The 24175-nt window shown below is 64.3% G+C and carries 19 protein-coding genes; 5 read left to right on the plus strand and 14 right to left on the minus strand.

Annotation, left to right across the window (positions count from 1 at the left end):
* Positions 1-627, minus strand: coding sequence for a protocatechuate 3,4-dioxygenase subunit alpha (gene pcaG, locus K408_RS0128300; RefSeq protein ID WP_024341613.1), 627 nt, complete (start codon positions 625-627; stop codon positions 1-3).
* A 3-nt stretch (positions 628-630) separates the two neighbouring features.
* On the minus strand, positions 631-1422 hold the full coding sequence (pcaH, locus tag K408_RS0128305; protein WP_024341614.1) for a protocatechuate 3,4-dioxygenase subunit beta: 792 nt from the start codon (positions 1420-1422) through the stop codon (positions 631-633).
* Between the two features lie 91 nt (positions 1423-1513).
* Between pcaH and K408_RS0128310 the strand changes: the two genes are divergently transcribed.
* The 3 genes from K408_RS0128310 (at position 1514) to K408_RS0128320 (ending at position 5373) form a co-directional block, all read left to right on the plus strand.
* Complete coding sequence (locus K408_RS0128310; RefSeq protein WP_024341615.1) at positions 1514-2443, plus strand: LysR family transcriptional regulator; 930 nt, start codon at positions 1514-1516, stop codon at positions 2441-2443.
* A 79-nt stretch (positions 2444-2522) separates the two neighbouring features.
* Positions 2523-3827, plus strand: coding sequence for a nicotinate phosphoribosyltransferase (gene pncB, locus K408_RS0128315; RefSeq protein WP_024341616.1), 1305 nt, complete (start codon positions 2523-2525; stop codon positions 3825-3827).
* A gap of 241 nt (positions 3828-4068) precedes the next feature.
* The gene (locus K408_RS0128320; RefSeq protein WP_024341617.1) at positions 4069-5373 is read left to right on the plus strand and encodes a sensor domain-containing diguanylate cyclase; all 1305 of its coding nucleotides are present in this window, start codon (positions 4069-4071) and stop codon (positions 5371-5373) included.
* Positions 5374-5384: 11 nt separating this feature from the next.
* Here the strand turns inward: K408_RS0128320 and K408_RS0128325 are convergent, their stop codons facing one another.
* Positions 5385-6005, minus strand: coding sequence for a TetR/AcrR family transcriptional regulator (locus K408_RS0128325; RefSeq protein WP_024341618.1), 621 nt, complete (start codon positions 6003-6005; stop codon positions 5385-5387).
* A 661-nt stretch (positions 6006-6666) separates the two neighbouring features.
* On the opposite strand from K408_RS0128325, the gene K408_RS0128335 reads away from it, so the two are divergent.
* Positions 6667-10071 carry an acyl-[ACP]--phospholipid O-acyltransferase gene (locus K408_RS0128335; protein WP_024341620.1) on the plus strand — a complete coding sequence of 1135 codons (3405 nt, stop codon included), beginning with the start codon at positions 6667-6669 and terminating at the stop codon, positions 10069-10071.
* Between the two features lie 21 nt (positions 10072-10092).
* Here the strand turns inward: K408_RS0128335 and tcuB are convergent, their stop codons facing one another.
* Positions 10093-11193 carry a tricarballylate utilization 4Fe-4S protein TcuB gene (tcuB, locus tag K408_RS0128340; protein ID WP_024341621.1) on the minus strand — a complete coding sequence of 367 codons (1101 nt, stop codon included), beginning with the start codon at positions 11191-11193 and terminating at the stop codon, positions 10093-10095.
* Positions 11180-12571, minus strand: a complete 1392-nt coding sequence (tcuA, locus tag K408_RS0128345) for an FAD-dependent tricarballylate dehydrogenase TcuA (RefSeq protein WP_024341622.1) — start codon at positions 12569-12571, stop codon at positions 11180-11182. The genes tcuB and tcuA overlap by 14 nt, the downstream gene beginning before the upstream one ends.
* 142 nt (positions 12572-12713) lie before the next feature.
* Between tcuA and K408_RS0128350 the strand changes: the two genes are divergently transcribed.
* Positions 12714-13397: a GntR family transcriptional regulator gene (locus K408_RS0128350; protein ID WP_024341623.1), complete on the plus strand. Its 684-nt coding sequence runs from the start codon at positions 12714-12716 to the stop codon at positions 13395-13397.
* A 5-nt stretch (positions 13398-13402) separates the two neighbouring features.
* Here K408_RS0128350 and K408_RS0128355 read toward each other — a convergent pair whose 3' ends face one another.
* From K408_RS0128355 to K408_RS0128395, 9 genes are all read right to left on the minus strand, one after another.
* Positions 13403-14158, minus strand: a complete 756-nt coding sequence (locus K408_RS0128355; protein ID WP_024341624.1) for an IclR family transcriptional regulator — start codon at positions 14156-14158, stop codon at positions 13403-13405.
* A gap of 8 nt (positions 14159-14166) precedes the next feature.
* Entirely contained in the window at positions 14167-15048 is an 882-nt protein-coding gene (locus tag K408_RS0128360) for an NAD(P)-dependent oxidoreductase (protein ID WP_024341625.1), read from the minus strand.
* 58 nt (positions 15049-15106) lie between these two features.
* Positions 15107-16303: an ABC transporter substrate-binding protein gene (locus K408_RS0128365; protein WP_024341626.1), complete on the minus strand. Its 1197-nt coding sequence runs from the start codon at positions 16301-16303 to the stop codon at positions 15107-15109.
* 14 nt (positions 16304-16317) lie between these two features.
* A complete protein-coding gene (locus K408_RS0128370; protein WP_024341627.1) occupies positions 16318-17175 on the minus strand; it encodes an alpha/beta fold hydrolase in 858 nt (285 codons plus the stop codon).
* Positions 17172-17612, minus strand: coding sequence for a hypothetical protein (locus tag K408_RS0128375; RefSeq protein ID WP_024341628.1), 441 nt, complete (start codon positions 17610-17612; stop codon positions 17172-17174). The genes K408_RS0128370 and K408_RS0128375 overlap by 4 nt, the downstream gene beginning before the upstream one ends.
* A 163-nt stretch (positions 17613-17775) precedes the next feature.
* Entirely contained in the window at positions 17776-18861 is a 1086-nt protein-coding gene (locus K408_RS0128380) for a HupE/UreJ family protein (protein ID WP_024341629.1), read from the minus strand.
* Between the two features lie 18 nt (positions 18862-18879).
* Complete coding sequence (gene ybaK, locus K408_RS0128385; protein ID WP_024341630.1) at positions 18880-19353, minus strand: Cys-tRNA(Pro) deacylase; 474 nt, start codon at positions 19351-19353, stop codon at positions 18880-18882.
* Between the two features lie 131 nt (positions 19354-19484).
* Entirely contained in the window at positions 19485-22253 is a 2769-nt protein-coding gene (fdhF, locus tag K408_RS0128390) for a formate dehydrogenase subunit alpha (RefSeq protein ID WP_024341631.1), read from the minus strand.
* Entirely contained in the window at positions 22250-23953 is a 1704-nt protein-coding gene (locus K408_RS0128395; protein ID WP_024341632.1) for an NADH-ubiquinone oxidoreductase-F iron-sulfur binding region domain-containing protein, read from the minus strand. The genes fdhF and K408_RS0128395 overlap by 4 nt, the downstream gene beginning before the upstream one ends.
* Positions 23954-24175 lie beyond the last annotated feature (222 nt).

The following is a 24175-nucleotide window of genomic DNA, read 5'->3' on the forward strand; positions in this document are numbered from 1 at the left end:
TCACACGTCGAAGAACACCGTCTCCTCCGGCCCCTGCAAATTGATCGTGAAGGCGTACACGACCTTGCCGGCGCGCTCGCTGCGCGTTGCGATCAAGGTCTTGCGGCGCACCGGCTGTTCGATCAGGTTGAGCACGGGGTCGGCGGCGTTGGCGGCCTCTTCATCCGAGAAGTAGAGCCGCGTGTTGAGGCCGATGTTGATGCCGCGCGCGACGATCCAGACATTGATATGCGGTGCGCATTTGCGGCCCGCCTTGTCGGTGATCGCGCCGGGCTTGATGGTCTCGAAGGTGACGAGGCCGCTGTCGAAGTCGGACCCGGCGCGGCCCCAGCCGCGAAAGTCCTCATCGAGTGCGCCCGCCGAACGATCCGCCGGATGGTTGTAGCGACCGGCCGCATTGGCCTGCCATATCTCGAGCAGAACGTCGCGCAGCGGCGTGCCGGTGCCGTCGAGCACCTTGCCCTCCAGCGTGATGCGCTCGCCCTTGGTGTTGGGCGTCACCAGCACATTGGAGAAATTCCTCTCGAAGATGTCGAAGCCGGCCATGGCCGGGATCAGGCCGATATGGACGTAGGGCCCGGCGGTCTGCGAGGCAGTTTCCTTGAGATAATTGAGCGGCTGCGGCATGGCTCAGTTCCCCGCGGTGCGATTTTCGAAATAGGTGGAGCGCTGGCCGCGCAGCACGATGTCGAAGCGATAGGCGAGCGAATCGAACGGGCTGGAGGCGTTGAGGTCGAGCGGCGCCACGAGGCGGTCGAGCGCATCCTTGTCCGGGATCGTCGTCAGAATCGGGCAGATTGGAATCAGGGGGTCACCTTCGAAGTACATCTGCGTGATCAGCCGTTGCGCGAAGCCGGAGCCGAACACCGAGAAGTGGATATGGGCCGGGCGCCAGCTGTTGACATAGTTGCGCCAGGGATAAGGCCCCGGCTTCACGGTGCGGAAATAATAGTAGCCGGTTTCGTCAGTGAGCGCGCGTCCGCAGCCCCCGAAATTCGGATCGATCGGCGCCAGATAGGTGTCCTTTTTGTGCCGGTAGCGGCCGCCGGCATTGGCCTGCCAGAACTCGACCAGCGTGTTCGGCACCCCGCGGCCGGTTTCGTCCAGCACGCGGCCATGCACGATGATCCGCTCGCCGATGGGGTCGCCGTCCTTGGCGTAGTTGCGGATCAGATCGTTGTCGAGCGGGCCGAGATCATTGTGCCCGAACACCGGCCCGGTGATCTCCGAAACCGAGTTTTCCAGCGACAGCAGCGACTGGCGCGGCGAGCGCAGCACCGAGGATTTGTAACCGGGCGCATGCGCCGGCGGATGGATGGAACGATCGCGCTGGAAGAAGCCGCCATCGCCGAGCGGGGGCGTAAAAGGCTCGGGGCTGTTGAGGCGGGGATCCCGCAAGGCTGCTGGCGCCTGGGCGTTCATCGACGTTGTCTCTCCCTGGGAGCCCGGAGGCGGGCGTGGTTATCGGGAGATGATGGGACCCTCTATTCTCAAGATAAATAGATGAATTATAATGAATCACATGAAGGAAATCGATCATTTGGCCCTCGACGGACATGCCCTCGAGCTATTCCTCGCCGTGCTGGAGGAGGGATCGGTGACGGCAGCCGCGACACGTCTGGGGCTGACGCAGTCGGCGGTCAGCCACGGGTTGAACAAGCTGCGGCGGATTGCCGGCGATCCGCTGTTCGCTAAATCCGGCCGCGGCATCGTCGCCACGGCGCATGCCCAGGCCCTCGCGACGAAGGCGCGCGCGCTGATCGACGAGATGCGCAGCTTTGCCGGCGGCGTCAGCTTCGCGCCGGCGCAGGCCCAGCTGTCGCTGACGATCGCCGCCAATGATTTCCAGCGCGACCTGCTGCTGCCGCGCTTCTTCGACCACGTCGCCGCGCAAGTGAGGAGCCTGAACCTGCGCGTGATCCCCTCGCAATCGCCTTCGCCTGCGATGCTGCGCGAGAACCGCTGCGATCTCCTGATCACTCCGCTGCCGCCGTCCGGCGTCGACATCGTGCAGAAGCGGCTGCTGAGGGATCATTACGTGTGCTACTACGATGCAAAGGCCCGTTCGGCACCGGCCAGCCGCAGCGCCTATCTCGCGGCACGTCACGTCACGGTGGTCTATACCGACAACGAACGGCTCGATTTCGACCGCCGGCTGGCAGCAAACGGGCTTCATCGCGATATCGCGATCTCGGTGCCGAGCTTCTCCGGCGTACCGTCCTTCCTGCGGGGGTCGCAGATGCTTGCGAGCATGCCGAGCCTGCTCGCAGCCGGCGTGATGCGCGGGTTTGCGCAAGCGCCGATCCCGCTGGCGTCTCGCACGCGGACCCTGGCCGAGCTGCCGATGTTCATGGTCTGGCATCAGCGTTACCAGAAGGACCCGGCCCACCGATGGATCAGGAGCCAGCTGGAGGCCGTCGCGGCCACGGCCGCCAAGCCGTGATAGCCGGTGCCGCGTTCGACAAGACCGCCCCTCCGCAAACCCACTGGTTGCGGGACGGCCCCCGCGCTAAAATCCCTTCATGACAGTGACCGACATTGCGAGCCGGACCTACAATCACAGCTGGCGGCTGGATCCCATTATCCGCAGCCTGCTTGATACCGACTTCTACAAGCTATTGATGTTACAAATGATTCGGGAAGACTACCCGGATCAGCAGGTGACCTTTTCGGTCATCAACCGCTCGCGCCATGTACGTCTCGCCGAGATCATCGACGAGGGTGAGTTGCGCGCTCAGCTCGATCACGCCCGCACCATCCGCTTCACCAAGAAAGAGCTGATCTGGCTGGCCGGTAACACCTTCTACGGCAAGACCCACATGTTCTCGGCGGACTTCATCCGCTGGCTGGCGGAGTTCCGCCTGCCCGAGTACGAGCTGCGCAAGGTCGAGGGCCAGTACGAGCTGCATTTCCATGGTCCCTGGACCCACACCACGATGTGGGAGATTCCGGCGCTTGCGATCATCAACGAGCTGCGCTCGCGCGCTGCAATGAAGGGCCGCGGCCGCTTCGAGCTCGACGTGCTCTATGCCCGCGCCAAGGCCAAGCTGTGGACCAAGGTGGAACGGCTGCGCAAGCTCGAGAATTTGCGGCTCTCCGACTTCGGCACGCGCCGCCGTCACGGCTTTCTCTGGCAGCGCTGGTGCGTCGAGGCGGTGAAGGAAGGCCTGGGTCCGTCCTTCATCGGCACATCCAACGTGCTGCTCGCGATGGACAACGATCTCGAAGCCATCGGCACCAACGCGCATGAGCTGCCGATGGTCGCGGCCGCGCTCGCCAGGGACGACGAGGAACTGCGCTGGGCGCCCTACCGCATCCTCGACCAGTGGCGCCAGACCTATGGCGGCAATCTCCTGATCGCACTGCCCGACGCCTTCGGCACCAAAGCCTTCCTGCGCGATGCGCCGGAATGGGTTGCCGACTGGACCGGCTTCCGTCCCGACAGCGCGCCGCCGATCCAGGCAGGCGAAGAGATCATCGCCTGGTGGCAGAGGAAGGGCCGCAACCCCAAGGACAAGCTGCTGGTCTTTTCCGACGCGATGGACGTCGGCTCGATCGAGGAGACCTATCACCACTTCGCCGGCCGCGTGCGGCTCTCCTTCGGCTGGGGCACCAACCTCACCAACGACTTCGTCGGCTGCACGCCGGACGGCTCGTTCAACCTCGATCCGATCTCGCTGGTCTGCAAGGTCTCGTCGGTCGATGGCCATCCGGCCGTCAAGCTCTCCGACAATCCGGAGAAGGCGACCGGCCTTCCATCGGAGATCGAGCGTTACCTGCGCGTGTTCGGCGACGCGGGTCGCGTGCGCAAGCCGGTGCTGGTGTAGCACCCCACCAATTCTCTCGATCGAGGCAGCCGCGCACAGGGGATGCGCGGTATCGGATCGTCACCCCCAGCAGTCCCAGTTCACCCGCATTTGAAGCGATTTGCTTGCGCCTGCTTCACGACGGCTTCACCCTCTGACGGAGTCTTCCGCACCTTTCAGATCGAGTTAAGCAACCATCCCGTCTACTTCGTGTTGCAGGCGCAACGCTTCGCTGCGATCGTTGATCGGCTTGGGGAATAAGGTGTTTCGCAGAACAGCGACGTCAGCGGAGCGACACAGCTTCCTTCACGTCATCAAGCTCGTCTCGCCTTTCGTGATGGTCGTCGTGCTCCAGGCGGCGATCGCGGGATTCAGTCTCGAGGTGATGTCGTCGGTCCGCGCCTATGTGGCGGGCGAAGCGCTATGGTCGCGTTCGCAAAAGAACGCCGTCTATTTCCTCAACCGCTATCTGCACTCGGGCGAGGCCAGCCTGTTCGCGCAGTATCGAGCCTCGCTTGCCGTTCCCATCGGCGACGAGTTCGCGCGCTGGGCGCTCGAGCGCGATCCCGTCGACGTCGAGACCGCCCGCATCGGCTTCCTGCAGGGCGGCAACCATCCCGATGACGTACCAGGACTGATCAGGCTGTTTCGCTACTTCAACCGTGTCAGCTTCCTCCAGGAAGCGATCAGCGAATGGGCCGCCACTGATCCCATGCTGCTGGAGCTCAGCGTGTTCGGCGAGCTCATCCGGTCCGAACTGGAAAACGGCCCCATTGCAGACGATCGCCTGCAGTTTCTTGCGTCGCGGCTCTCGGAGCTCAACAGCCAATTCACGGTGCATGCAAAGCGGTTCTCCACCGTCCTCGGCGAGGGCTCCCGCGCGATCAAGTTGACGCTGACCTGCATCAACCTCCTGACCGCAGCGACGCTGATCCTGCTTCTGATCTGGCATACGCGGCGTTTGGTGCTGCAACGGCAGGCGTTCGAACACGCCTTGCATGCCGAGAAAGAGCGCCTGGCTTGGCAGGCGTCGCACGATGGGCTGACCGGCCTGTTCAACCGCCGCGCCTTCGAGGCCCGCCTGCAAAGCGAGCTGGACGATGCCGCGGCGGGTGCGTTCGGCCTCATCCTGCTCGACCTCGACCAGTTCAAGAGTGTCAACGACAACTGTGGCCACCTTGCCGGCGACCGCCTGCTCTGCGAGGTCTCGCGCCTCCTGCAGCAGGACCGGCATGCACATGATCTTGTGGCTAGGCTCGGCGGTGACGAATTCTGCCTGATCCTGCCGCGCTGCCCGCCCTACGAGGCTGTCGATATCGCCGAGCGTCTGCGCAGATCGCTCGAGATGTTCAATTTCGCCTGGGGCGACCGCTGCTTTTCCGTGACCGCCAGCATCGGCGTCGCCTGCATCACCGACCGCAACACCACGCTCGAAGATGCGATGCGGCGCGCGGATGCCGCCTGCTACCGCGCCAAGGAAAAGGGACGCAACAGCGTTCAGGTCGAGGGCGGGAGACCTGATGTGGTCGTTGTTGCGGCACGGCTCCGCGAGCCGGCGCGCGCTTAAGCAGCTCGTTGTCAGCTCCGGGGCAGAATCCCGAGGCCCGTGAGATGAGTGTCGACAAACTGTTCGATCTGCTGGCGCAGCATCTGCGGCGGCACGGCCACCATGCGCTCCTCGAGGCCGAGCGAGATGATGCCATGCACGGCGGAAAACAGCGTGCGCGACAGCAACGCGATCTTCACGTCATCGGCATCCGGCAATAGCCGCACCAGGGGTGGATGCATCAACGCGAAGGCATCCATCACCATCTGAAGAATATCGTCCGGGTAGGGACGGTCGTCCTCCATCCGATGCTCGAACAGCGAGCGCAGCAGATTGGCGTGCTCGGCAAAGAAATCGAGATAGGTCGCGGCCAAGCCATAGAGCTGGCGAACGGGATCTTCGGCAGGAACGCCCCGGAGCTGCGCCGTGAGCGCCTGAACCGTCTCCCGATTGACGGTCAGGATAACCCCATCGAAGTCTCCGAACTCGTTATAGACGCTGCCGACCGAGCAGCCGGCGGCCTCCGCGACGTCCCGAACCTTCAATGATCTCAGTCCCTTAGCTGAGATGATGCCACGGGCGATCTCCACGATTTGGAGCCGCCGCCGAATTTTTTTCTTATCGCGGAGCGATTCGTCTTGAACATTGTTCATTCTCGAGCTACTCACGTGAACATTGTTCAAATTAACCTGGAGACCTGCAAAATGCAAACCCTCGCTGTTGATATCGCCGTCACCTTCGTCGACGACGCCAAGGCTCTCGTCACCGGTCTGTGCCGCGCCGCCCTCAACGCCGCGACGGCGCCCATCAACCGCGTCGCCAATACCTGCGACGTTGCCGGCGTCCTCGAGCAGCGTCGGGCGACCTTCCGGATGTGGCGGGCGAGCCGCGCCCGAGCCCGCCGAGAGCGGCGCCGGTTTAGCCTGCTCGGTCGCTTCTCGCCCTTCCGCCGCCTTGCCCATCTGACCTGAGGCGCGCAGCCGGGACATTCCGATCTGCTCGAATGCGCAGCCCCGGTGCAAGGGGGCACTCACCACGTCCCGACGGTCGCGGCGGATCGGGCGGACTTCACCGGACGCGGTTCAGCTTTCTCATCGCGGCACGATATCCCGATCATGCGGTCTTCTGCAGCCGCGACAGCACATAATTGCGAACCTAACGAGACCACTTGTCGACCAACAGGATCGGAGGACGAGGAACAGACCAGGCCGGCGACATTCGTGTCCGGCAAAGGTTGATCCGGTCCGCTTCCGGTCGTGACGCCTCCCGACGATTGAACAACCTCAAGCCGCCTTTCCAAGAACAGGACTAGTCATGATCAGGGAATTGATGTCGTCACGCCGTTTCGCGCCGCTGTTCTGGGCGCAATTCTTTTCGGCGCTCAATGACAATGTGCTCAAGAACGCGCTCGTCATCATCCTGCTTTACAGCGCGGCGACGAGCCACGGCGATGCGCTGGTGACGGTCGCAGGCGCCGTCTTCATTTTCCCCTATTTCATCCTGTCCGGGCTCGGCGGCCAGCTTGCCGACAAATACGTCAAATCCGTCGTCGCAAGGCGGTTGAAATTCGTCGAGATCTTCGCCGCGTGCTTTGCCGCTGCCGGCTTCTTCCTGCATTCGGTGCCGCTGCTGTTCGCAGCGCTCGCGCTGTTCGGCACTATCGCCGCCCTGTTCGGGCCGGTGAAATATGCCATGCTGCCGGACCAGCTCGAGCTCGGCGAGCTCGCGACTGGCAACGCGCTGGTCGAAGGCGCGACCTTCATGGCCATCCTGCTCGGCACCGTCGCCGGCGGCCAGTTCGTGGCCGGCTCCGCACATATGGGCTGGGTCGCCTCCGCCGTGGTCGCGCTGGCGCTGCTGTCATGGGCGTTTGCCGCCCGCATTCCCCAGACGACGCCCTCCGCGCCCGATCTCCCCGTCGATGCCAATCCATGGACCTCGACGATGAGCCTGCTCAGGACGCTCTACGCCGACCATCGCCTGTGGGACGGCACCGTGATCGTCTCCTGGTTCTGGCTGGTCGGTGCGATCGTGCTGTCGCTGCTGCCGGCGCTGGTCAAGGACGTCGTCGGTGGCACCGAGGGCGTGGTGACGCTGTGCCTTGCCATCTTCGCGATCGGCATCGCGATCGGCTCGCTGTTTGCCGCAAGCCTGAGCCACGTACGTCCCAATCTCGCGCTGGTGCCGATCGGCGCCATCATCATGGGATTTGCGGGGCTCGATCTCGCCTGGGCCATCGGTGTCGCTGCCAAGGGGCACGAGATCACTGCGCTCGGCTTTGCGACCTCGTTCGGCGGCCTGCGTATGCTGGTCGACTTCGTTGCCTTCGCATTCGGCGGCGGCCTCTTCGTTGTGCCGTCCTTTGCCGCAGTCCAGGCCTGGTCGCAACCTTCCGAACGCGCCCGCATCATCGCCGCCGGCAACGTGCTGCAGGCCGCCTTCATGGTGGTCGGCTCGCTGTTCGTCGCGCTGTTGCAGGCGGCCGGGCTCCATGTCGGCTGGATCTTTCTCGGCCTCGGCGTCGCCAGCTTCGGCGCGGTGTGGTTCGTGCTCACGAAGTGGGGCAAGGAAGGCGTGCGCGATGCCGGCGGGCTTCTGTTCCGCGCCCTGTTCCGTACGGAGGTGCGCGGACTAGAAAACCTGCCGCCTCCGGGCACGCGCATGCTGATCGCGCCGAACCATGTCAGCCTGATCGACGGCCCGCTGCTGCATGCCGTGCTGCCGATCGACGCGAGCTTCGCGGTCGATACTGGTATCGCCAAAGCCTGGTGGGCCAAGCCGTTCCTACGCGCGGTCAGGCACTACACCATGGATCCGAGCAAGCCGCTGGCCGCGCGCGACCTGATCAAGCTCGTCGCCGCGGGCGAGCCAGTCGTCATCTTCCCGGAAGGACGCATCACCGTCTCGGGATCGTTGATGAAGGTGTATGACGGCACCGCGATGATCGCAGACAAGGCCGATGCCGTGGTTGTGCCGGTCCGCATCGAAGGCGCGCAACGCTCTTATCTCAGCTATCTCAACAGCAGCCAGATCAAGCGGTCCTGGTTTCCGCGTGTGACCGTCACCATCCTGCCGCCGGTCAAGCTCCCGGTCGATGAAACGCTGAAGGGCAAGGCACGCCGCAATGCCGCCGGCGCCGCACTGCAGGACGTCATGATCGATGCCCTCGTGAAGAACGCCATGCTCGATCACACGCTGTTCGAAGCGCTCGGACATGCCCATCGCGACCGCGACACCGGCAAGGTCATCATCGAGGACGCGCTCGGCGCCAGGCTAACCTATCGCAAGCTGATTCTCGGCGCGCAGGTCCTGAGCCGCAAGCTCGAGAGCGGCACCGCCGTCGGCGAGAATGTCGGCGTGCTGCTGCCGAACTCGGCGGGCGTTGCCGTGGTGTTCATGGCGCTGCAGAACGTCGGCCGTGTGCCGGCGATGCTCAACTTCTCCGCCGGCCCGGTCAACGTGCTCGCCGCCATGAAGGCCGCGCAGGTCAGGACCGTGCTGACCTCGAAGGCCTTCATCGAGAAGGGCAAGCTCGACAAGCTGATGACCGCGATCTCCGCGGAGGCGCGCGTGGTCTATCTCGAGGACGTCCGCGACACGATAGGCATCGCCGACAAGATCAAGGGCCTGCTCGCAGGCACGACGCCGCGTGTCGCCCGCCAGGCCAACGATCCCGCCGTCGTGCTGTTCACCTCGGGCTCCGAAGGCACGCCGAAGGGCGTGGTGCTGTCCCACCGCAACATCCTCGCCAATGCGGCGCAGGCGCTGGCGCGGGTCGACGCCAACGCCAACGACAAGGTGTTCAACGTGCTGCCGGTGTTCCACTCGTTCGGGCTGACCGGGGGAATGATGATGCCGATGCTGGCGGGCATTCCGATCTACATGTACCCCTCGCCGCTGCACTACCGGATCGTACCCGAGTTGATCTACCAGACCGGCGCGACCATCCTGTTCGGCACCGACACGTTCCTCACCGGCTACGCCCGCTCGGCGCACCCTTACGACTTCCGCACCTTGCGCCTCGTGATCGCCGGTGCCGAGGCAGTCAAGGATCGCACGCGCCAGGTGTTCATGGAGCGGTACGGCATTCGTATCCTCGAAGGCTATGGCGTCACCGAGACCGCGCCCGTTCTCGCCATGAACACGCCGATGGCCAACCGGCCCGGCACCGTCGGCCGCCTGTCGCCTCTGATGGAAAGCCGACTCGACCCGGTCCCCGGCATCGATGACGGCGGACGCCTCTCGGTGCGCGGGCCGAATGTGATGCTCGGTTATCTCAGGGCCGAGAATCCCGGCGTGATCGAAGTACTTCCCGAAGGCTGGCACGACACCGGCGACATCGTTTCGATCGACGCTGCCGGCTTCATCACCATCAAGGGCCGCGCCAAGCGTTTCGCCAAGATCGCGGGCGAAATGGTCTCCCTCTCCGCGGTCGAGAGCATCGCAGCAACCCTGTGGCCGCACGCCGCTACGGTTGCCGTGTCGATCCCCGACGCACGCAAGGGAGAGCGCATCGTGCTGCTGACGACGGAAAAAAACGCCGAGCGCAGCGCGATGCTGGCTCAGGCCAAGACGATCGGCGCATCCGAGCTCACCGTGCCTGCGACAATCATGGTGGTCGACAAGGTGCCGTTGCTCGGCACCGGCAAGACCGACTATGTCACGGCCATGACGATGGCCCGTGAGCAGGCGTCCGCGCCGGACCGGGAGGTGGCGTAGGGCCGGCAACCGGTTCGTCGGTCACGCCGCGGTCCGCCGCTCCTGCGCGTAGCGCACCAGTGCGGCGAAGCGGTAGATGCCGTGCACGAACTTGCCGTAGGGCATGGTGATGAACAATGCGAACACGGCGCCGAGATGCAGCGCGAGCAACGGCCCCATTGCGCCTGTCTCGCGCAGGACGAGCAGCAGCATTCCGGTGACGCCGGTCAGGAACAGCATGGCAATGAAGCCGACATCCATGCCGTAGCGGGTCTCATCGAGCAGCGCGGGATCGCGCCCCATCTTGGCCATGAACAGACCGATCGGCCCGACGATGAGGCCGATGCCGCCCAGCGTGCCCAGCACCACGGGCAGGTCCCACCACGGATACGGCGCCTCGCGGCCGAGCAGATAGTGATACAGCGTCGCCACCGACGTCGCGGCGAAGCACAGCAGGAAGCCGTAGAAGGTCAGATGGTGATAGCGTTTGCGCCGGTCAGTGGGCTTGTCGTCCTCGTTGTAGCAACCGACACCGCCGCCATGGAGATAGCGCAGCTCGCCGGCATCGCGGATCGCCTGGAAGATCGAGCCCCCGTCGGCGCGGCCGTCAATGGGCGGGCCGATGTCACGCCAGAAGGCGCGCACGCTCATAAAAAGCGCAAAAACGGCATAGAGAAAGGCAGCACCGAACAATCCGGCCATCATATTGTGCGGCATCAACTTGTAGAAGGCGCCAGGGCCGGTGTGCACACCAAACAGAACGCTCCGGTCATTCAAGGCGGCGAAGCCGAGGATGAAGGCCGCCATGCTGAGCGCTGCGACAATGCTGATGACGAGGCCGTTGCGCGCGAACGCGCCGGAGAGCGCCTGAGGCCAGGCATAGGCCGCGTAGGATTCCGCGCGCGCGACAGCCAGCGTCTTTGGGACATTGACGTTGAACTCGTGCGGCGGCGAGAACTGGCAGTCGACGTAGCAGGCGCCGCAGGCATGGCAGAGATTGGCAAGGTAGTTGAGGTCGCCGTCAGAGAAGGCGCGGCGCATTTCCATCGCCGGAAATACCGCGCACAGGCCCTCGCAATAGCGGCAGGAATTGCAGACCGTCATCAGACGGTCGGCTTCGTCCAAGATCCTAGTTCCGTGCATGTTTTGCCGCTTCCCGTCCCGCGATCCGCCCGAACACGCTGCCGATGGTCATGCCCATTCCGGCCGCATAGCCCTTGCCCAGCACGTTGCCGGCCATGATCTCGCCGGCCGCGAACATGTTGGCGGACGGCTTGCCGTCCTTCATCAGCATCCGCGCCTCCTTGTTCACGCGCGTCCCGAGATAGGTGAAGGTGATGCCCGGCCTTACCGGATAGGCGAGATAGGGCGCTGTCTCGATTTTGCGCGCCCAGTGTGTCTTGGGTGGCGTGATGCCCTCGGTCACGCAGTCATCCAGAATCGTGTGGTCGAACGTGCCGGGCCGCACTGCGGCGTTGAACTCGGTGATGGTCTTTTCCAGCGCGGCCGGATCGAGTTCGAGCTTGCCCGCCAGTTCGGCGACCGTCTGCCCGGCGATCGGTGGAAACAACGTCGGCATGAAGCTGGTGACGACCGTGGAGTCGAAGATGATATAGGCGATCTGGTCGGGCTGCGCCGCAACCAGCCGGCCCCAGATCGCATAGCGCTTCGGCCAGATGTCCTCGCCCTCGTCGTAGAAGCGCTGCGCGTGCTTGTTGACGACGATGCCGAACACGACCGAGTCGTGGCGCGTGATGATGCCGCCGTCGAATTTCGGCGCGCGGGCGTCGATCGCGACCGCGTGGCACTGGGTGGGATCGCCGACCTCCTGCACGCCCTTGTCGAGCAGAATCTTCAGGATCGACCCGCGATTATAGGGCGTGCCGCGAATGAGGAAGTTGTCGGCGGCCTCGCCCCAATATTGCTTGAGCCATTCGATGTTGGCTTCGAAGCCGCCGGCGGCGGCAACCAGCGAGGTGGCGCGGATCTCGGTCTGCCCGTTGATCGGCCGCTTGAGGCGCGCCGCGAGGAACATGCCGTCCTCGATCTCGAGGTCGGTGACCTCGGCGTCGTATGCGACGTCGACGCCGAGCCGCTCGGCCGTGAGATAGAGCGCATTCAGCATCGCGCGGCCACCGCCGAGAAAGAAGGAGTTGGTGCGGCCGAGGCTCAGCGTGCCGCCCAGCGAGGGCTGCCAGCGCACGCCCTGCTCCACGATCCAGTTCAGGATGTCCTTGGATTCGCGGATCATGTGGCGCGCCAGCATCTCGTCGGTCTGCCCGCCCGTGACGCGCAGCAGGTCCTCCCAGAACTCCTCTTCGGTATAGGGGCCGGTCAGGATTTCGGTCGCGGCATCATGGGCGCAGCGCATGTTGCGGGTGTGGCGGGTGTTGCCGCCGCGATAGAACTTCGGCGCGCCTTCCAGCACGAGCACCGAGGCGCCGCCGCGCCTGGCGCTGATCGCCGCGCACAGCGCCGCATTGCCGCCGCCGATCACCAGCACGTCGTATTTGCTGCCCATACCGTCTGCCCGATGCGACGCAGTTGGAGACATTCTACCCGCAGGCGGCCTGGACCCGCCATTGCGCACGTTTGTATACAAAGATATACGAGAATGGAGCAACCGGCATCTCTGCATGGGCAGGATGCGCCCCGGGGAAACCATGGCAAGGCGTCCGGCGAAGGCAAGCGGATCGATCGCGCGCGGCGGCGGTGTCGCATTGGGCGAAGCCGTATTCCGCTCGCTGTGCGAGGCGCTGCAGGCCGGCAGCTACCGCGCCGGCGACCGATTGCGCGAAGAGGAAGTGGCGCAGCGGCTGAACGTCAGCCGCACGCCCGTGCGGGAAGCCCTGGGACGCCTCGCCGCGCGCGGCTTCGTCGAGCCAGCCGGTGGCCGCGGGCTGATCGTGCGCAATCTCGACATTTCCGAGGTGCTCGAGCTCTATGCCATGCGCGAGATCATGGAAGGCGCCGCGGCGCGCCTCGCCGCCGAGCACGCCTCTACCCCGGAGATCGACGCGCTCGGGGATATCGAGCAGGCTTTCGTCGCGGCGGCCAAGACCGACAAGGCCGAGATGGCAAGGCTCAACCGGGCTTTTCACGAAGCCATCTGCCGGGCGGCGCGCAACCGCTATCTCGACAATGCGTCGCGGGAATTGCAGGACTGGATCGCCCTGCTCGGCCCGACCACCTTCACGGTGACCGGACGCCCCTCGACCAGCCATAGCGAGCATCAGGCGATCATCGCCGCGATTGCGGCGCGCGACGGCGACAAGGCCGAGCAGCTCGCGCGGGCGCATATCCGTGAGGCGCTACGCTGCCGGCTGAAGCTGCTGCAGAAACAGTAGGTCCCCTAGCGCCTCGCCCCTCGCGCGGGACGCACATCTTCAGCCGAAGCCGATAAAGCACTGTTGAGCAACTCGGTCGGGCCACCCAGCGCACGCGTCAGGCGGACGGCGGCTCTCAGCAACAGCGACGCCATCGCCTTGATATTGTCCCGCGTGAAGCGCGGCTTCGGCCCTGAGAGCGACAGGGCACCGACGCATTTGCCGCCAGGACCGAACACCGGGCAGGCAAGCCCGGCGCAATCGGGATCGCGCTCGCCAAAGGACACTGCGATGCAACCCTCGCGAATCTCATCGTAGGCCTCGCCCTTCTCCCCGTCGAAAGCCAGGATAATCCGTCCGGCCGCGCCGCGGTCCAACGGCAGCAGCATGCCGGCCTCGACGCGGTCGAGCGTCGAATGTTGGGAATCGACCCGGAAGACGCAGAGCCTGCGCTTCGCATCATGCCGCACGTGATACGACGGACTTTCCGTGCCGTCGGCGACGAGCTGACGCAGCAGCGGCACCACGCGATCATGCAGATTGTTGCTGCGCTGGTAGACCGCGCCGAGCCGGAACGGTGTCGGCCCGAGATGGTAACGACCGTCGGCGAACTGCACGAGGTAGCCGAATTCCTGAAGAGACGTCATCAGCCGCAACAGCGTGCTTTTGTACATCTTGGTGCGCCGGGCGAGCTCAGCGAGCGTCATCGGCTCCGGCGCGTCCTCGAAGGCGGCCAGGATGCTCAGGGCACGGTCGACGGCTGCGACGCCGGGCGAAGGCATGGCGTGTCCTATTGGGGAAATCCGGAGGGGTCGATGAGCTTTGCGATAACGGGAAAATACGCATCGCCCATGCCCTTGTCGATCGTCTCCTGGAAGATGGTGCGCATCAGCGCCGCGCCGCGCAGATTTAGCCCGGCTTGCGCGCCAAGCTCCAGCGCATAGGAAAGGTCCTTCATTGCATATTCGGTGGAGAACGCCCGCAGAGGAAAATCCTTGGCAACGATCGCCTTCATGCCGTGATTACGCAGCGCAAAGCTGTCCGCTGACCCCTTGGACAGCGTCTCCAGCAGCAGCTTCGGCTCGACGCCGCTGTGCTTGGCGATCGCGACCGCCTCCGCCAGCGCATTGACGGTCTCGAACAGAACCATGTTGTTCAGGATCTTCGTCACCTGTCCGGCCCCGGTGCCTCCGCAGAGGGTGACGTCCGTTGCGAAATGCCGGATCAACGGCTCGACCCTGGCAAAGTGCTCGGGTGTGGCGCCAACCATGACGCTGAGCGTGCCGTCCTGCGCAGCCTGGCGCGTGCGCGCGATCGGGGCGTCGATCCAAAGCGCACCCTTGTCAGCGAGCTGCTTGGCGAACGACCGCGTTAGGCCGACATCGGAGGTGCCGAGATCGATCACGGTCTGGCCATTTCTGATCACCGGCAAAATGCCCTCGAAGACCGACATCACGTGCCTCGCGCTAGGCAGGCACAGGAAGATGGTCTCTGCGCCGGTGACGAGATCCCCGATCGACTTCGCCGCCGTGGCCCCGTCGTCCACGATCCGCGCCAGCGGCTCCGCGGCAAGGTCGAACGCGAGCACCGCCCGGCCGCTCTTGCGCAACAGGTTGCGGCAGATCGGCTCGCCCATGACGCCAAGACCGATGAACCCAATCGAACCAGACATTCCGTACTCTCCTCGAAATCTTCCGGCCGGGCAGGTACAGCCTGCCCGGCCGACGCGGTTACTTCACCAGCGGGCAGCCGCCTTCGCTCATCGGGCGGAACACTTCTTCGCCCGGCTTGGAGCTGACGACCCGGTAATAGTCGAACTTATACTTGGACTCCTCCGGTTTCTTCACCTGCACCAGGTACATGGTATGCAGCACGCGTCCGTCCGGGCGGATCGCAACGTCCTTGTTGTACATATCATTGACCTTCAGCTCGTGCATCTTGGCGGCAACGGCGGTCGCATCGGTGGTACCGGCTGCCTTAACGGCTGAAAGGTAGTGGTGGACGCCGCTATAGACGCCGGCCTGCACCATGCTGGCGACCTTGCCGTCCATCTGCGCGGCGTAGCGCTTCGACCAGGCACGGGTCTGCTCGTTGAGGTCCCAATAGAACGAGGTCGTCACCTGCAAGCCTTGGGTGACCTTCAGGCCCAGCGAGTTCACGTCCGTGATGAAAACGAGCAGACCAGCGAGCTTCTGGCCACCCTCGACGATACCGAATTCACCAGCCTGCTTGATAGCGGTCTGCACGTCTGCGCCCGACGTCGCAAGCCCAACAACGTCGGCCTTCGAGCCCTGCGCCTGCAACAGGAAGGACGCAAAATCAGCGGTGCCGAGCGGATGGGCGGCCGAGCCGATCACCTTGCCGCCCGCGGCCTCGATGAATTTCGTGGCATCGCGTTGAAGCGCGTGGCCGAAAGCGTAGTCGGCCGTCACGAAGTACCAGGTTTTGCCGCCGGCCCGCGTGATCGCGTCACTGGTGAGCTTGGACAGCGCGTAGGTGTCGTAGTTGAAGTGGAAGCTGACCGGCGAGCAGGATTTCCCGGTGAAGTCGGACGAGCCGGGGCCAGAGATGACGAAGATCTTGTTCTTCTGTTTCGCAACTTCGAGGATGGCAAAGCCGGCCGACGAGGCCGCGCCGTCCGCAATCATGTCGACGCCTTCATTGTCGAACCATTTGCGCGCGGTGGCCGATGCGATGTCGGGCTTGTTCTGATGGTCGGCCGAAATGATCTCGATCTTCTTGCCGAGCAGCTCGTTGCCGAAGTCGTCTGCGGCGAGCTTTGCAGCGACCACCGAGCCGCGCCCGCCATTGTCGGCGAACACGCCCGACTGGTCGTTGAGCACGCCAATCCTGATCACATTGTCGGCTGCAAACGCAGTGCTCGCTTGTGCGGCCAGAATCGCCGCCATCGTCCAACGCAACTTCATAACTACGCTCCCTTTCAATAATTCTGCTTATCGAGGATGTCTTGCAGCACCGGCGCGATGTAGCGCCGGAACTGTTCCGGGTTCTCACTCATCGGAAAGTGGCCGAGCCGCTCCATCACCGTCGCCTTGGCACCGGGAATGCCGGCGGCGGTGCGCAGCGTGTCTTCCGGCGTGCAGGAGAAATCGTACTCGCCGGTGAGGAGATAAAGCGGGCACTGGTTGACGTCGATGTCAGAGGTGCGCCCGCGCAGATCGCCGTCGACGCGATAGAAATAGAGATCGCCCTTGAAGATGCCGGGGCCACCCTGCTTGTAGCCCCACAGCGTCTCGTTGCGCGAGGCTTCCGGGCCGTTGGGCGCGATCAGCCCGGAGACCAGCGCGGCGCAGACCTCGCCGCCATGAACGTCGGGCCGGTTCAGCCAAGCCGTGTCGTACCAGGGTTGCTGGAAGTCCGCGGCCTCCAGCCCGATCAATGCGCGAAACTCGCGCGCATGCTCGATGGCCAGATTGAGCACGATACGGCCGCCGATCGAGCACCCCATCACCACCGGGCGCTCCAGCTTCAGCGCGTTGCAGAACGCGCGGATGGTTGCCGTGTAGCTCGCGGTGGTCAGCCGATACTCGGTGCCATATTGGCTGTCAGGCGGATTGGACTTGCCGTGCCAAGGCATGTCGAAGGCGACGACGCGGAAATGTCTGGTGAACTCGGGATCGGTCAGCAAGTGGCGCCATTGCCGCGCGTCAGAACCGGCGGTGTGGAGGCAGACCAAGGGAATGCCGCTGCCGTTCTCCTCGAAATAGATCCGGTTGATCTCTCCATTGATTTCGACGTGCACGTAGCGCCCGACGATCGGCTCGATGAAGCCGTTCATGACGCACCTCCGAAACCGCTCCGCCGGGGCAACGCCAGCAGATCCTTGAAATACTGAAGATGCGTCATGAAGGGATGCAGATCCCCTTCAAGGGTCGCCTGTCCGCGCTTGGTCAGCGCGAGCAGGTCATGCCAGCCGGCCGGTGGCATCTGCTGCCAATGGGCAGCAAGTGCAGCCGGCGTCGCACGATAGGCGAACTGCCAGGTGCGCATCAGGACAGGTGCCGGCGTCATATCCACGATCTGCCCGGCGCGGATGGCGACGTGAAATGGCTGGGTGCTCGGGCCGAGCAGGCAGTCGACGTCGAGCCAGCGTCCGCGGACGGTCAAATCAGCGTCGTGTGCCAGCAAGTCCGGGATCGTCTTGAAGGCTGCGATGACGGTGTCCGGCGCGAACGGCACCGGATCGGTGTCGCGACGAACCAGTCTCGATTCCATCGTCTCGCCTCCCTTATTCTGCTGTACAGAACGTCATTCTATTTATATTCTAGTTCTATACAGGCCTCCCGCCCGAACTCAAGTGGGTGTGATGCTCAAGGAGCCGCATGCCGTCGCGAGGGGCTTCAACAGGAGGGCTGTCTCGGGAGTTGTCGGCTCGAGATCAGGCCTCGAAGACGCGCGCAAGCAACCAATAGCCGCCAAGCACGCCGATGATCGCGGACAGCGCGTAGACCAGCGCCGGCGCCCTCACCGGTTCGGAACGGTCTTCAAGGCTGGGTCGGTCGGCCAAACGGAGGATCGGCAACGCGATCGCAACGATGGCAACCTGTCCGATTTCGACGCCGATATTGAAAGCGGCAAGCGCCGTCGCCGCTGCGTTCGGCGGCAGCCCGATCTCGCGAAGCACGCCGGCGAAGCCGAAGCCGTGGATCAGTCCGAACAGAAACGCCACGCGCCAACGCTTGTCGACGTCGCGCGAGAAGAAGTTCTCCACGGCGACGAAGACGATCGAGGCTGCGATTGCGGGCTCCACGATGCGGCTCGGGATGACGAGAACGTCAAGTGCGGCGAGCGACAAGGTGATCGAATGGGCGATGGTGAAGGCAGTCACGATCTTGACCACAGGAATGAGCCGTCTTGCCCACAGCACCACGGCAACCAGAAATGCGACGTGATCGTAGCCGAGAAAGATGTGTTCGATCCCGGTGAGGACATAGCGCTGCATCGTCGACAGCAGCGACGGCGGCGCGGCTGAAAGCGTGACTGTCGTGTTGCCTGCATCGAGCAAGGCCTGCGCCTCCGACCGGCCTTGCGCAATCAGTACGATTTGACGTGCGGCCGGATCCTTATCGGTCAACACGGTCGAACGATAGACGATGTCGCCGGCGGCATCAGCGCAGGCAAAGCCGTTGCGATAGATGATGCCGTCGCCGTCGGCCAGGATCGCCGCATCTCCGGCCGCACAGGGCTTGGCACCGCCCGTGACAGCTAGGTGCGTGCTCATATAGGCGAGGATGGCGGATTTGGCTGCTTCGACCGCGGCGGGATCGACCGCGTCTTGCCTGGGGTCGTACGTACGCAAACCGATCAGGCGATCGACATCGCTGCCCTTCAATCCAAGTTCGATGCTGACCGCGCGATCGGGGCTCAACGCCACGCGCGCCGTGACGAGGTTGACCTGATGCGCCTCAGCCGGGACACAGATGCCGAGCAGGACCGCAAGCCACGGCAGAAGCAACCGCCTCATGACCCCGCTCCATCCCGCTCACGCCAGCACATCCGCCACGACCGCGTTGAGGACGCCCCGAGCATCGGCCGGCTTCAGCCGCACCTGCAAGCCGCGTTGACCGCCATTGAGATAGACCATGTCATGCGCGAGCGCACTCCGCTCGATCACGGTGCGCACGGGCTTACGCTGCCCGAACGGGCTGATGCCACCGACCTTGTAGCCGGTGACGCGTTCCGCCTCGGGCGGCTTCATCATCTGCGCCGACTTGCCGGCCATGGCGGCGGCGAGCTTCTTCATCGAGACTTCACGGTCGGACGGCACGACCACGCAGACCGGCTTGCCGTCTACCTGCGCCATCAAAGTCTTCAGGACGCGCGCGGGATCCTCACCGAGTGCCGATGCAGCTTGCAGCCCGATGCTCTCGGCGTCGGGATCGTAGTCGTAGGCGTGGACGGTGAAGGCGACACCGGCGGCGGTGAGCGCTCGCGTGGCTGGGGTGACCCTGGACATGGGCCATATCTACCACCGACACTGCGAGGAGCGAAACGGCGAAGCAATCCAGGATCCCACCACGGACAGTCTGGATTGCTTCGCTACGCTCGCAATGACGGTGTGGGCGCAGACGAGGGTCACACCGTCCCCTACTCCGCCGCGTCCCGCATCTCGGCGCGCTCGGCTCGTGCCGCGCAGAACTTGAACTCCGGGATCTTGCCAAACGGATCGAGCGCCGGGTTGGTCAGCAGGTTCGCGGCCGCCTCCGCATAGCAGAACGGCATGAACACCATGTTCTCCGGCACATCACGGTCGGAGCGGACCTTGACCTCGACCGCGCCGCGGCGCGTCTCCAGGCGGATGAAGTCGCCCGGCATCAGCCTCTTCTTGCGCATGTCCTTTGGCGACATGAACGCGACCGCCTCGGGCTCGATCTGGTCGAGCACCTGTGCGCGGCGCGTCATCGAGCCGGTGTGCCAGTGCTCCAGCACCCGGCCGGTCGAGAGCACCATCGGGTATTCGTCGTCGGGAATCTCGTCCGGGGGGATGACCTTGGCCGGCACGATCTTGCCGCGCCCGCTCGCGGTCGGGAAGCCCGTGGTGAAGATGATCTCGTTGCCCGGCTTGTTCGGATCGTCCGCCGGATAGGTGACGGCACCTTCGCGCACCAGCCGTTCCCAGCTGATGTTCTTCAGCGAAGGCATCAGCTGCGCCATCTCGGTATAGACATCGCCGGGACCGCTATAATTCCACGGCAAGCCCATGCGCTTGCCGATCTCCTGGATGATCCAGAGATCCTGCCGCGCATCACCGGGCGGCTTGACCACCTGGCGTGCGAGTTGCACGCGGCGGTCGGTGTTGGTGAAGGAGCCGTCCTTCTCCGCGAAGGCGGACGCCGGCAGGATCACGTCGGCATGGAACGCGGTCTCGGTGACGAAGAGATCCTGCACCACGAGGTGATCGAGCATCGCCAGCGCCTGACGCGCATGCTGGAGATCCGGGTCGGACATCGCGGGGTTCTCGCCCTCGATATACATGCCCTTGATCTCGCCGGCGTGGATCGCATTCATGATCTCGACCACGGTCAGGCCGCGGACGGGATCGAGATCCTGCCGCCAGAGCTTCTCGAAATTGCTGCGCATGTCGTCGCGGCCGACCGGCTGATAGTCCGGCAGGAACATCGGGATCAGGCCGGCATCGGAGGCGCCCTGCACGTTGTTCTGGCCACGCAGCGGATGCAGGCCGGTGCCGGGACGGCCGACCTGGCCGGTGATCAGCGCCAGCGCGATCAGGCAGCGCGCATTGTCGGTGCCGTGGACGTGCTGGCTGATGCCCATGCCCCAGAAGATGATGGACGACTTCGCGCGGGCATAGGTCCGCGCCACCTCGCGCAGGGTCTGCGCCGGGATACCGCAGATCGCCTCCATCTTCTCCGGCGTGAACTCCTTGATCTTCTCCTTGAGCTCGTCGAACCCTTCGGTGTAGCCGGCAATGTACTGGTCGTCGGTCAGACCCTCGGTGATAATCGTATTGATCATCGCGTTGAGCATGGCGACGTCGGAGCCAGGCTTGAACTGCAGATGCTTGGTGGCGTGGCGCGACAGCGTCTGCCGGCGCGGATCCATCACGAACAGTTTTGCGCCATTCTGCTTGACCGCGTTCTTGATGAAGGTCGCCGCAACCGGATGGTTCACGGTCGGATTGGCGCCGATCACGATGATGACTTCGGCATCCATCGCCGCGGCAAACGGCGCCGACACCGCGCCCGAGCTCAGGCCTTCGAACAGCGCCGCCACCGACGAGGCGTGGCACAGCCGCGTGCAGTGGTCGACATTGTTCGAGCCGAAGCCGGTGCGCACCAGCTTCTGGAACAAATAGGCCTCTTCGTTGGAGCCCTTGGCCGAGCCGAAGCCGGCGAGCGCCTTCACGCCCTTCTCGTCGCGGATCTTGACGAGCCCCTTGGCGGCGATATCGAGCGCTTCCTCCCAGCTCGCTTCGCGGAAATGCGTGAACGGATTGGCCGGGTCGACCTGGTCGTTGGCATCCTTCTTCGCATTCGGCAGCCGCACCAGCGGCCTGGTGAGACGATGCGGATGATGGATGTAGTCGAAGCCGAAGCGGCCCTTCACACAAAGCCGATTATGATTGGCGGGGCCGTCGCGGCCCTCGGCGTAGATCACCTTCTCGTCCTTGACGTCGTAGGTGACCTGGCAGCCGACGCCGCAGAACGGGCAGAGCGAATCGACCTTCCTGTCGGGAAAGGTGACGCGGGTCTGCTTGTCGTCCAGCATCACGGCCGGCATCAAGGCGCCGGTCGGACAGGCCTGCACGCATTCGCCGCAGGCGACGCAGGTGGACTCGCCCATGGGATCGTCGAAGTCGAACACGACCTTTGCACCGTGGTTACGATAGGCCATGCCGATGACGTCGTTGACCTGGACCTCGCGACAGGCGCGCACGCACAGGCCGCACTGGATGCAGGCATCGAGATTGACGCGCATCGCCGGATGGCTGGCGTCGGTCGTCCACCGCTCGGCGGCGGGGAAGCGGCTCTCGGTGACGCCCGTCGTTTCGGCCCAATGCCAGAACTTCGAGTCCGGATCGTGCGAGGTCTCGCGCGCCGGCTGGTCGGCGACCAGCAGCTCCATCACCATCTTCTGCGCGGACACCGCGCGCGCGGATTCGGTCTTCACCTTCATGCCGACCGATGGCGTACGCTTGCAGGACGCCGCCAGCACCCGCTCGCCCTCGATCTCCACCATGCAGGCGCGGCAATTGCCGTCGGGGCGATAGTCCGGCGCGGGCGAATAGCACAGATGCGGAATCTCTCGCCCCTGGCGTTTTGCGACCTGCCAGATCGTTTCGCCGGGATTGGCCCCGACCTGCTTGCCGTCGAGCTCGAACGTAATCTTGGTCATTCGGCCGCTTCCTTGAACTCGTCAGGGAAATATTTGATCACGGATGAGAGCGGATTCGATGCCGCCTGTCCGAGCCCGCAGATCGAGGCATCGCGCATCGCCTGGCTCAATTCTTCCAGCAAGGCACGGTTCCAGACCGGCTTCTGCATCAGCAGCGCCGCCTTTTGCGTTCCGACGCGGCACGGCGTGCATTGGCCGCAGCTCTCGTCCTCGAAGAACTTCATCAGGTTCAGCGCCGCTGCGCGCACGCTGTCCTTCTGCGACAGGATCACGATCGCCGCCGATCCGATGAAGCAGCCGTATTTCTCCAGCGTGCCGAAATCGAGCGGAATGTCGTCCATCGACGCCGGCAGGATGCCGCCGGACGCACCGCCCGGAAGATAGGCGTAGAACTGATGGCCGTCGGCCATGCCGCCGCAATATTCGTCGATCAGCTCGCGTACGGTGATGCCGGCGGGGGCGAGCTTCATGCCGGGATCCTTCACGCGTCCCGAGACCGAGAAGCTGCGGAGACCATGACGCTCGTGGCGACCATGGCCCCTCCACCAGTCGGCGCCCTTCTCGACGATGTCGCGCACCCACCACAGCGTCTCGATATTGTTGATGAGCGTCGGCAGCCCGAACAGGCCGACCTGGAACGGATAAGGTGGCTTGTGCCTGGGCAGGCCGCGCTTGCCCTCGATGCTCTCCAGCAGCGAGGATTCCTCACCGCAAATGTAAGCGCCGGCACCGCGCCGCAGGTGCAGCGTCGGCCCGCCCGGCGGCAGCTTTGCGATCTCGCGCTGGAGAATCTCGCGCGAGGCCGGATATTCGTCGCGAAGATAGATGTAGACATCGGAGGCCTGCACGACATGCGCGCCGATCAGCATGCCCTCGATGAAGCGATGCGGATCGGTTTCGAGGTAATGACGATCCTTGAACGTGCCGGGCTCGCCCTCATCGCCGTTGATCGCCATCAGCCGCGGCCCTGGCTCGCCGAGCACGGCGCGCCATTTGCGCCCGGTGGGAAAGCCCGCGCCGCCAAGTCCGCGCAGCGAAGCGTCGTCGAGCGCCTTCAGGAGATCGTCCTTCGACAGCTCGCCCGAGCGTACGCGATCGAGGAGCCTGTAGCCGCCGGCAGCGACGTACGCGTCGTAATCGAGATATTTGGGCAGATGCGCGTGAGTGTCGCCGGCCTTGGCCGCCTCCATCACATTGGCGACGGTGGCGTGGTCGACGAAATTGTGACCGACCTCTGCCGTGGGCGCGGTATCACAACGGCCGACGCAGGGCGCGCGCACGACGCGGATGCCAGGCCCGGACGCGCTCTGCAGATCCTCGAGCAGCTTCTCGCCGCCAAGCATCGCGCAGGTCAGCGAATCGCAGACGCGGATCGTCAGCGGCGGGATGTCCGGCTCGCCTTCCTTCACCACGTCGAAATGCGCGTAGAAGGTTGCCGTCTCGAACACCTCGGCAAATGCGAGCTTCATCTCGTCGGCGAGCGCGGCCAAATGCGCCGCCGAGATCTGGCGGTACGTGTCCTGGATCAGGTGGAGATATTCGATCAGGAGATCGCGACGCCGCGGCCTGTCGCCAAGCAGAAGCTCGATCTCGTGCGCGGCGGTCGGATCAATCTGGCGCCCTTTAGGGGTGGCCTTGGCGCGCCGGCGCCCCTCGCCCGGATGCTCGAACGGGCGGACCTCATGCACGTCGTGGCTCATCGATTGGTCCCGATCTCGTCTCATTCTAGAACGACTGCAGTTCTAGCTTCTGGCATGCCAGATGCCAAGTAGGTTATCATGCTGGCGGAAGCAGTTGAGCGCAGCAACGCATCCCTGGAGCGCGCGCGGACACGTCTTGCGTTGGTCCGACACGCCAACTGACAGAAGGAAGCCTGAATTAGTCCGGAGATCAATAAAGGCGTCCTATGCTGCGATAGCGAA

The organism is Bradyrhizobium sp. in8p8, assembly GCF_000426845.1.
In the GTDB taxonomy this organism is placed as follows: Bacteria; Pseudomonadota; Alphaproteobacteria; order Rhizobiales; family Xanthobacteraceae; genus Bradyrhizobium; species Bradyrhizobium japonicum_C.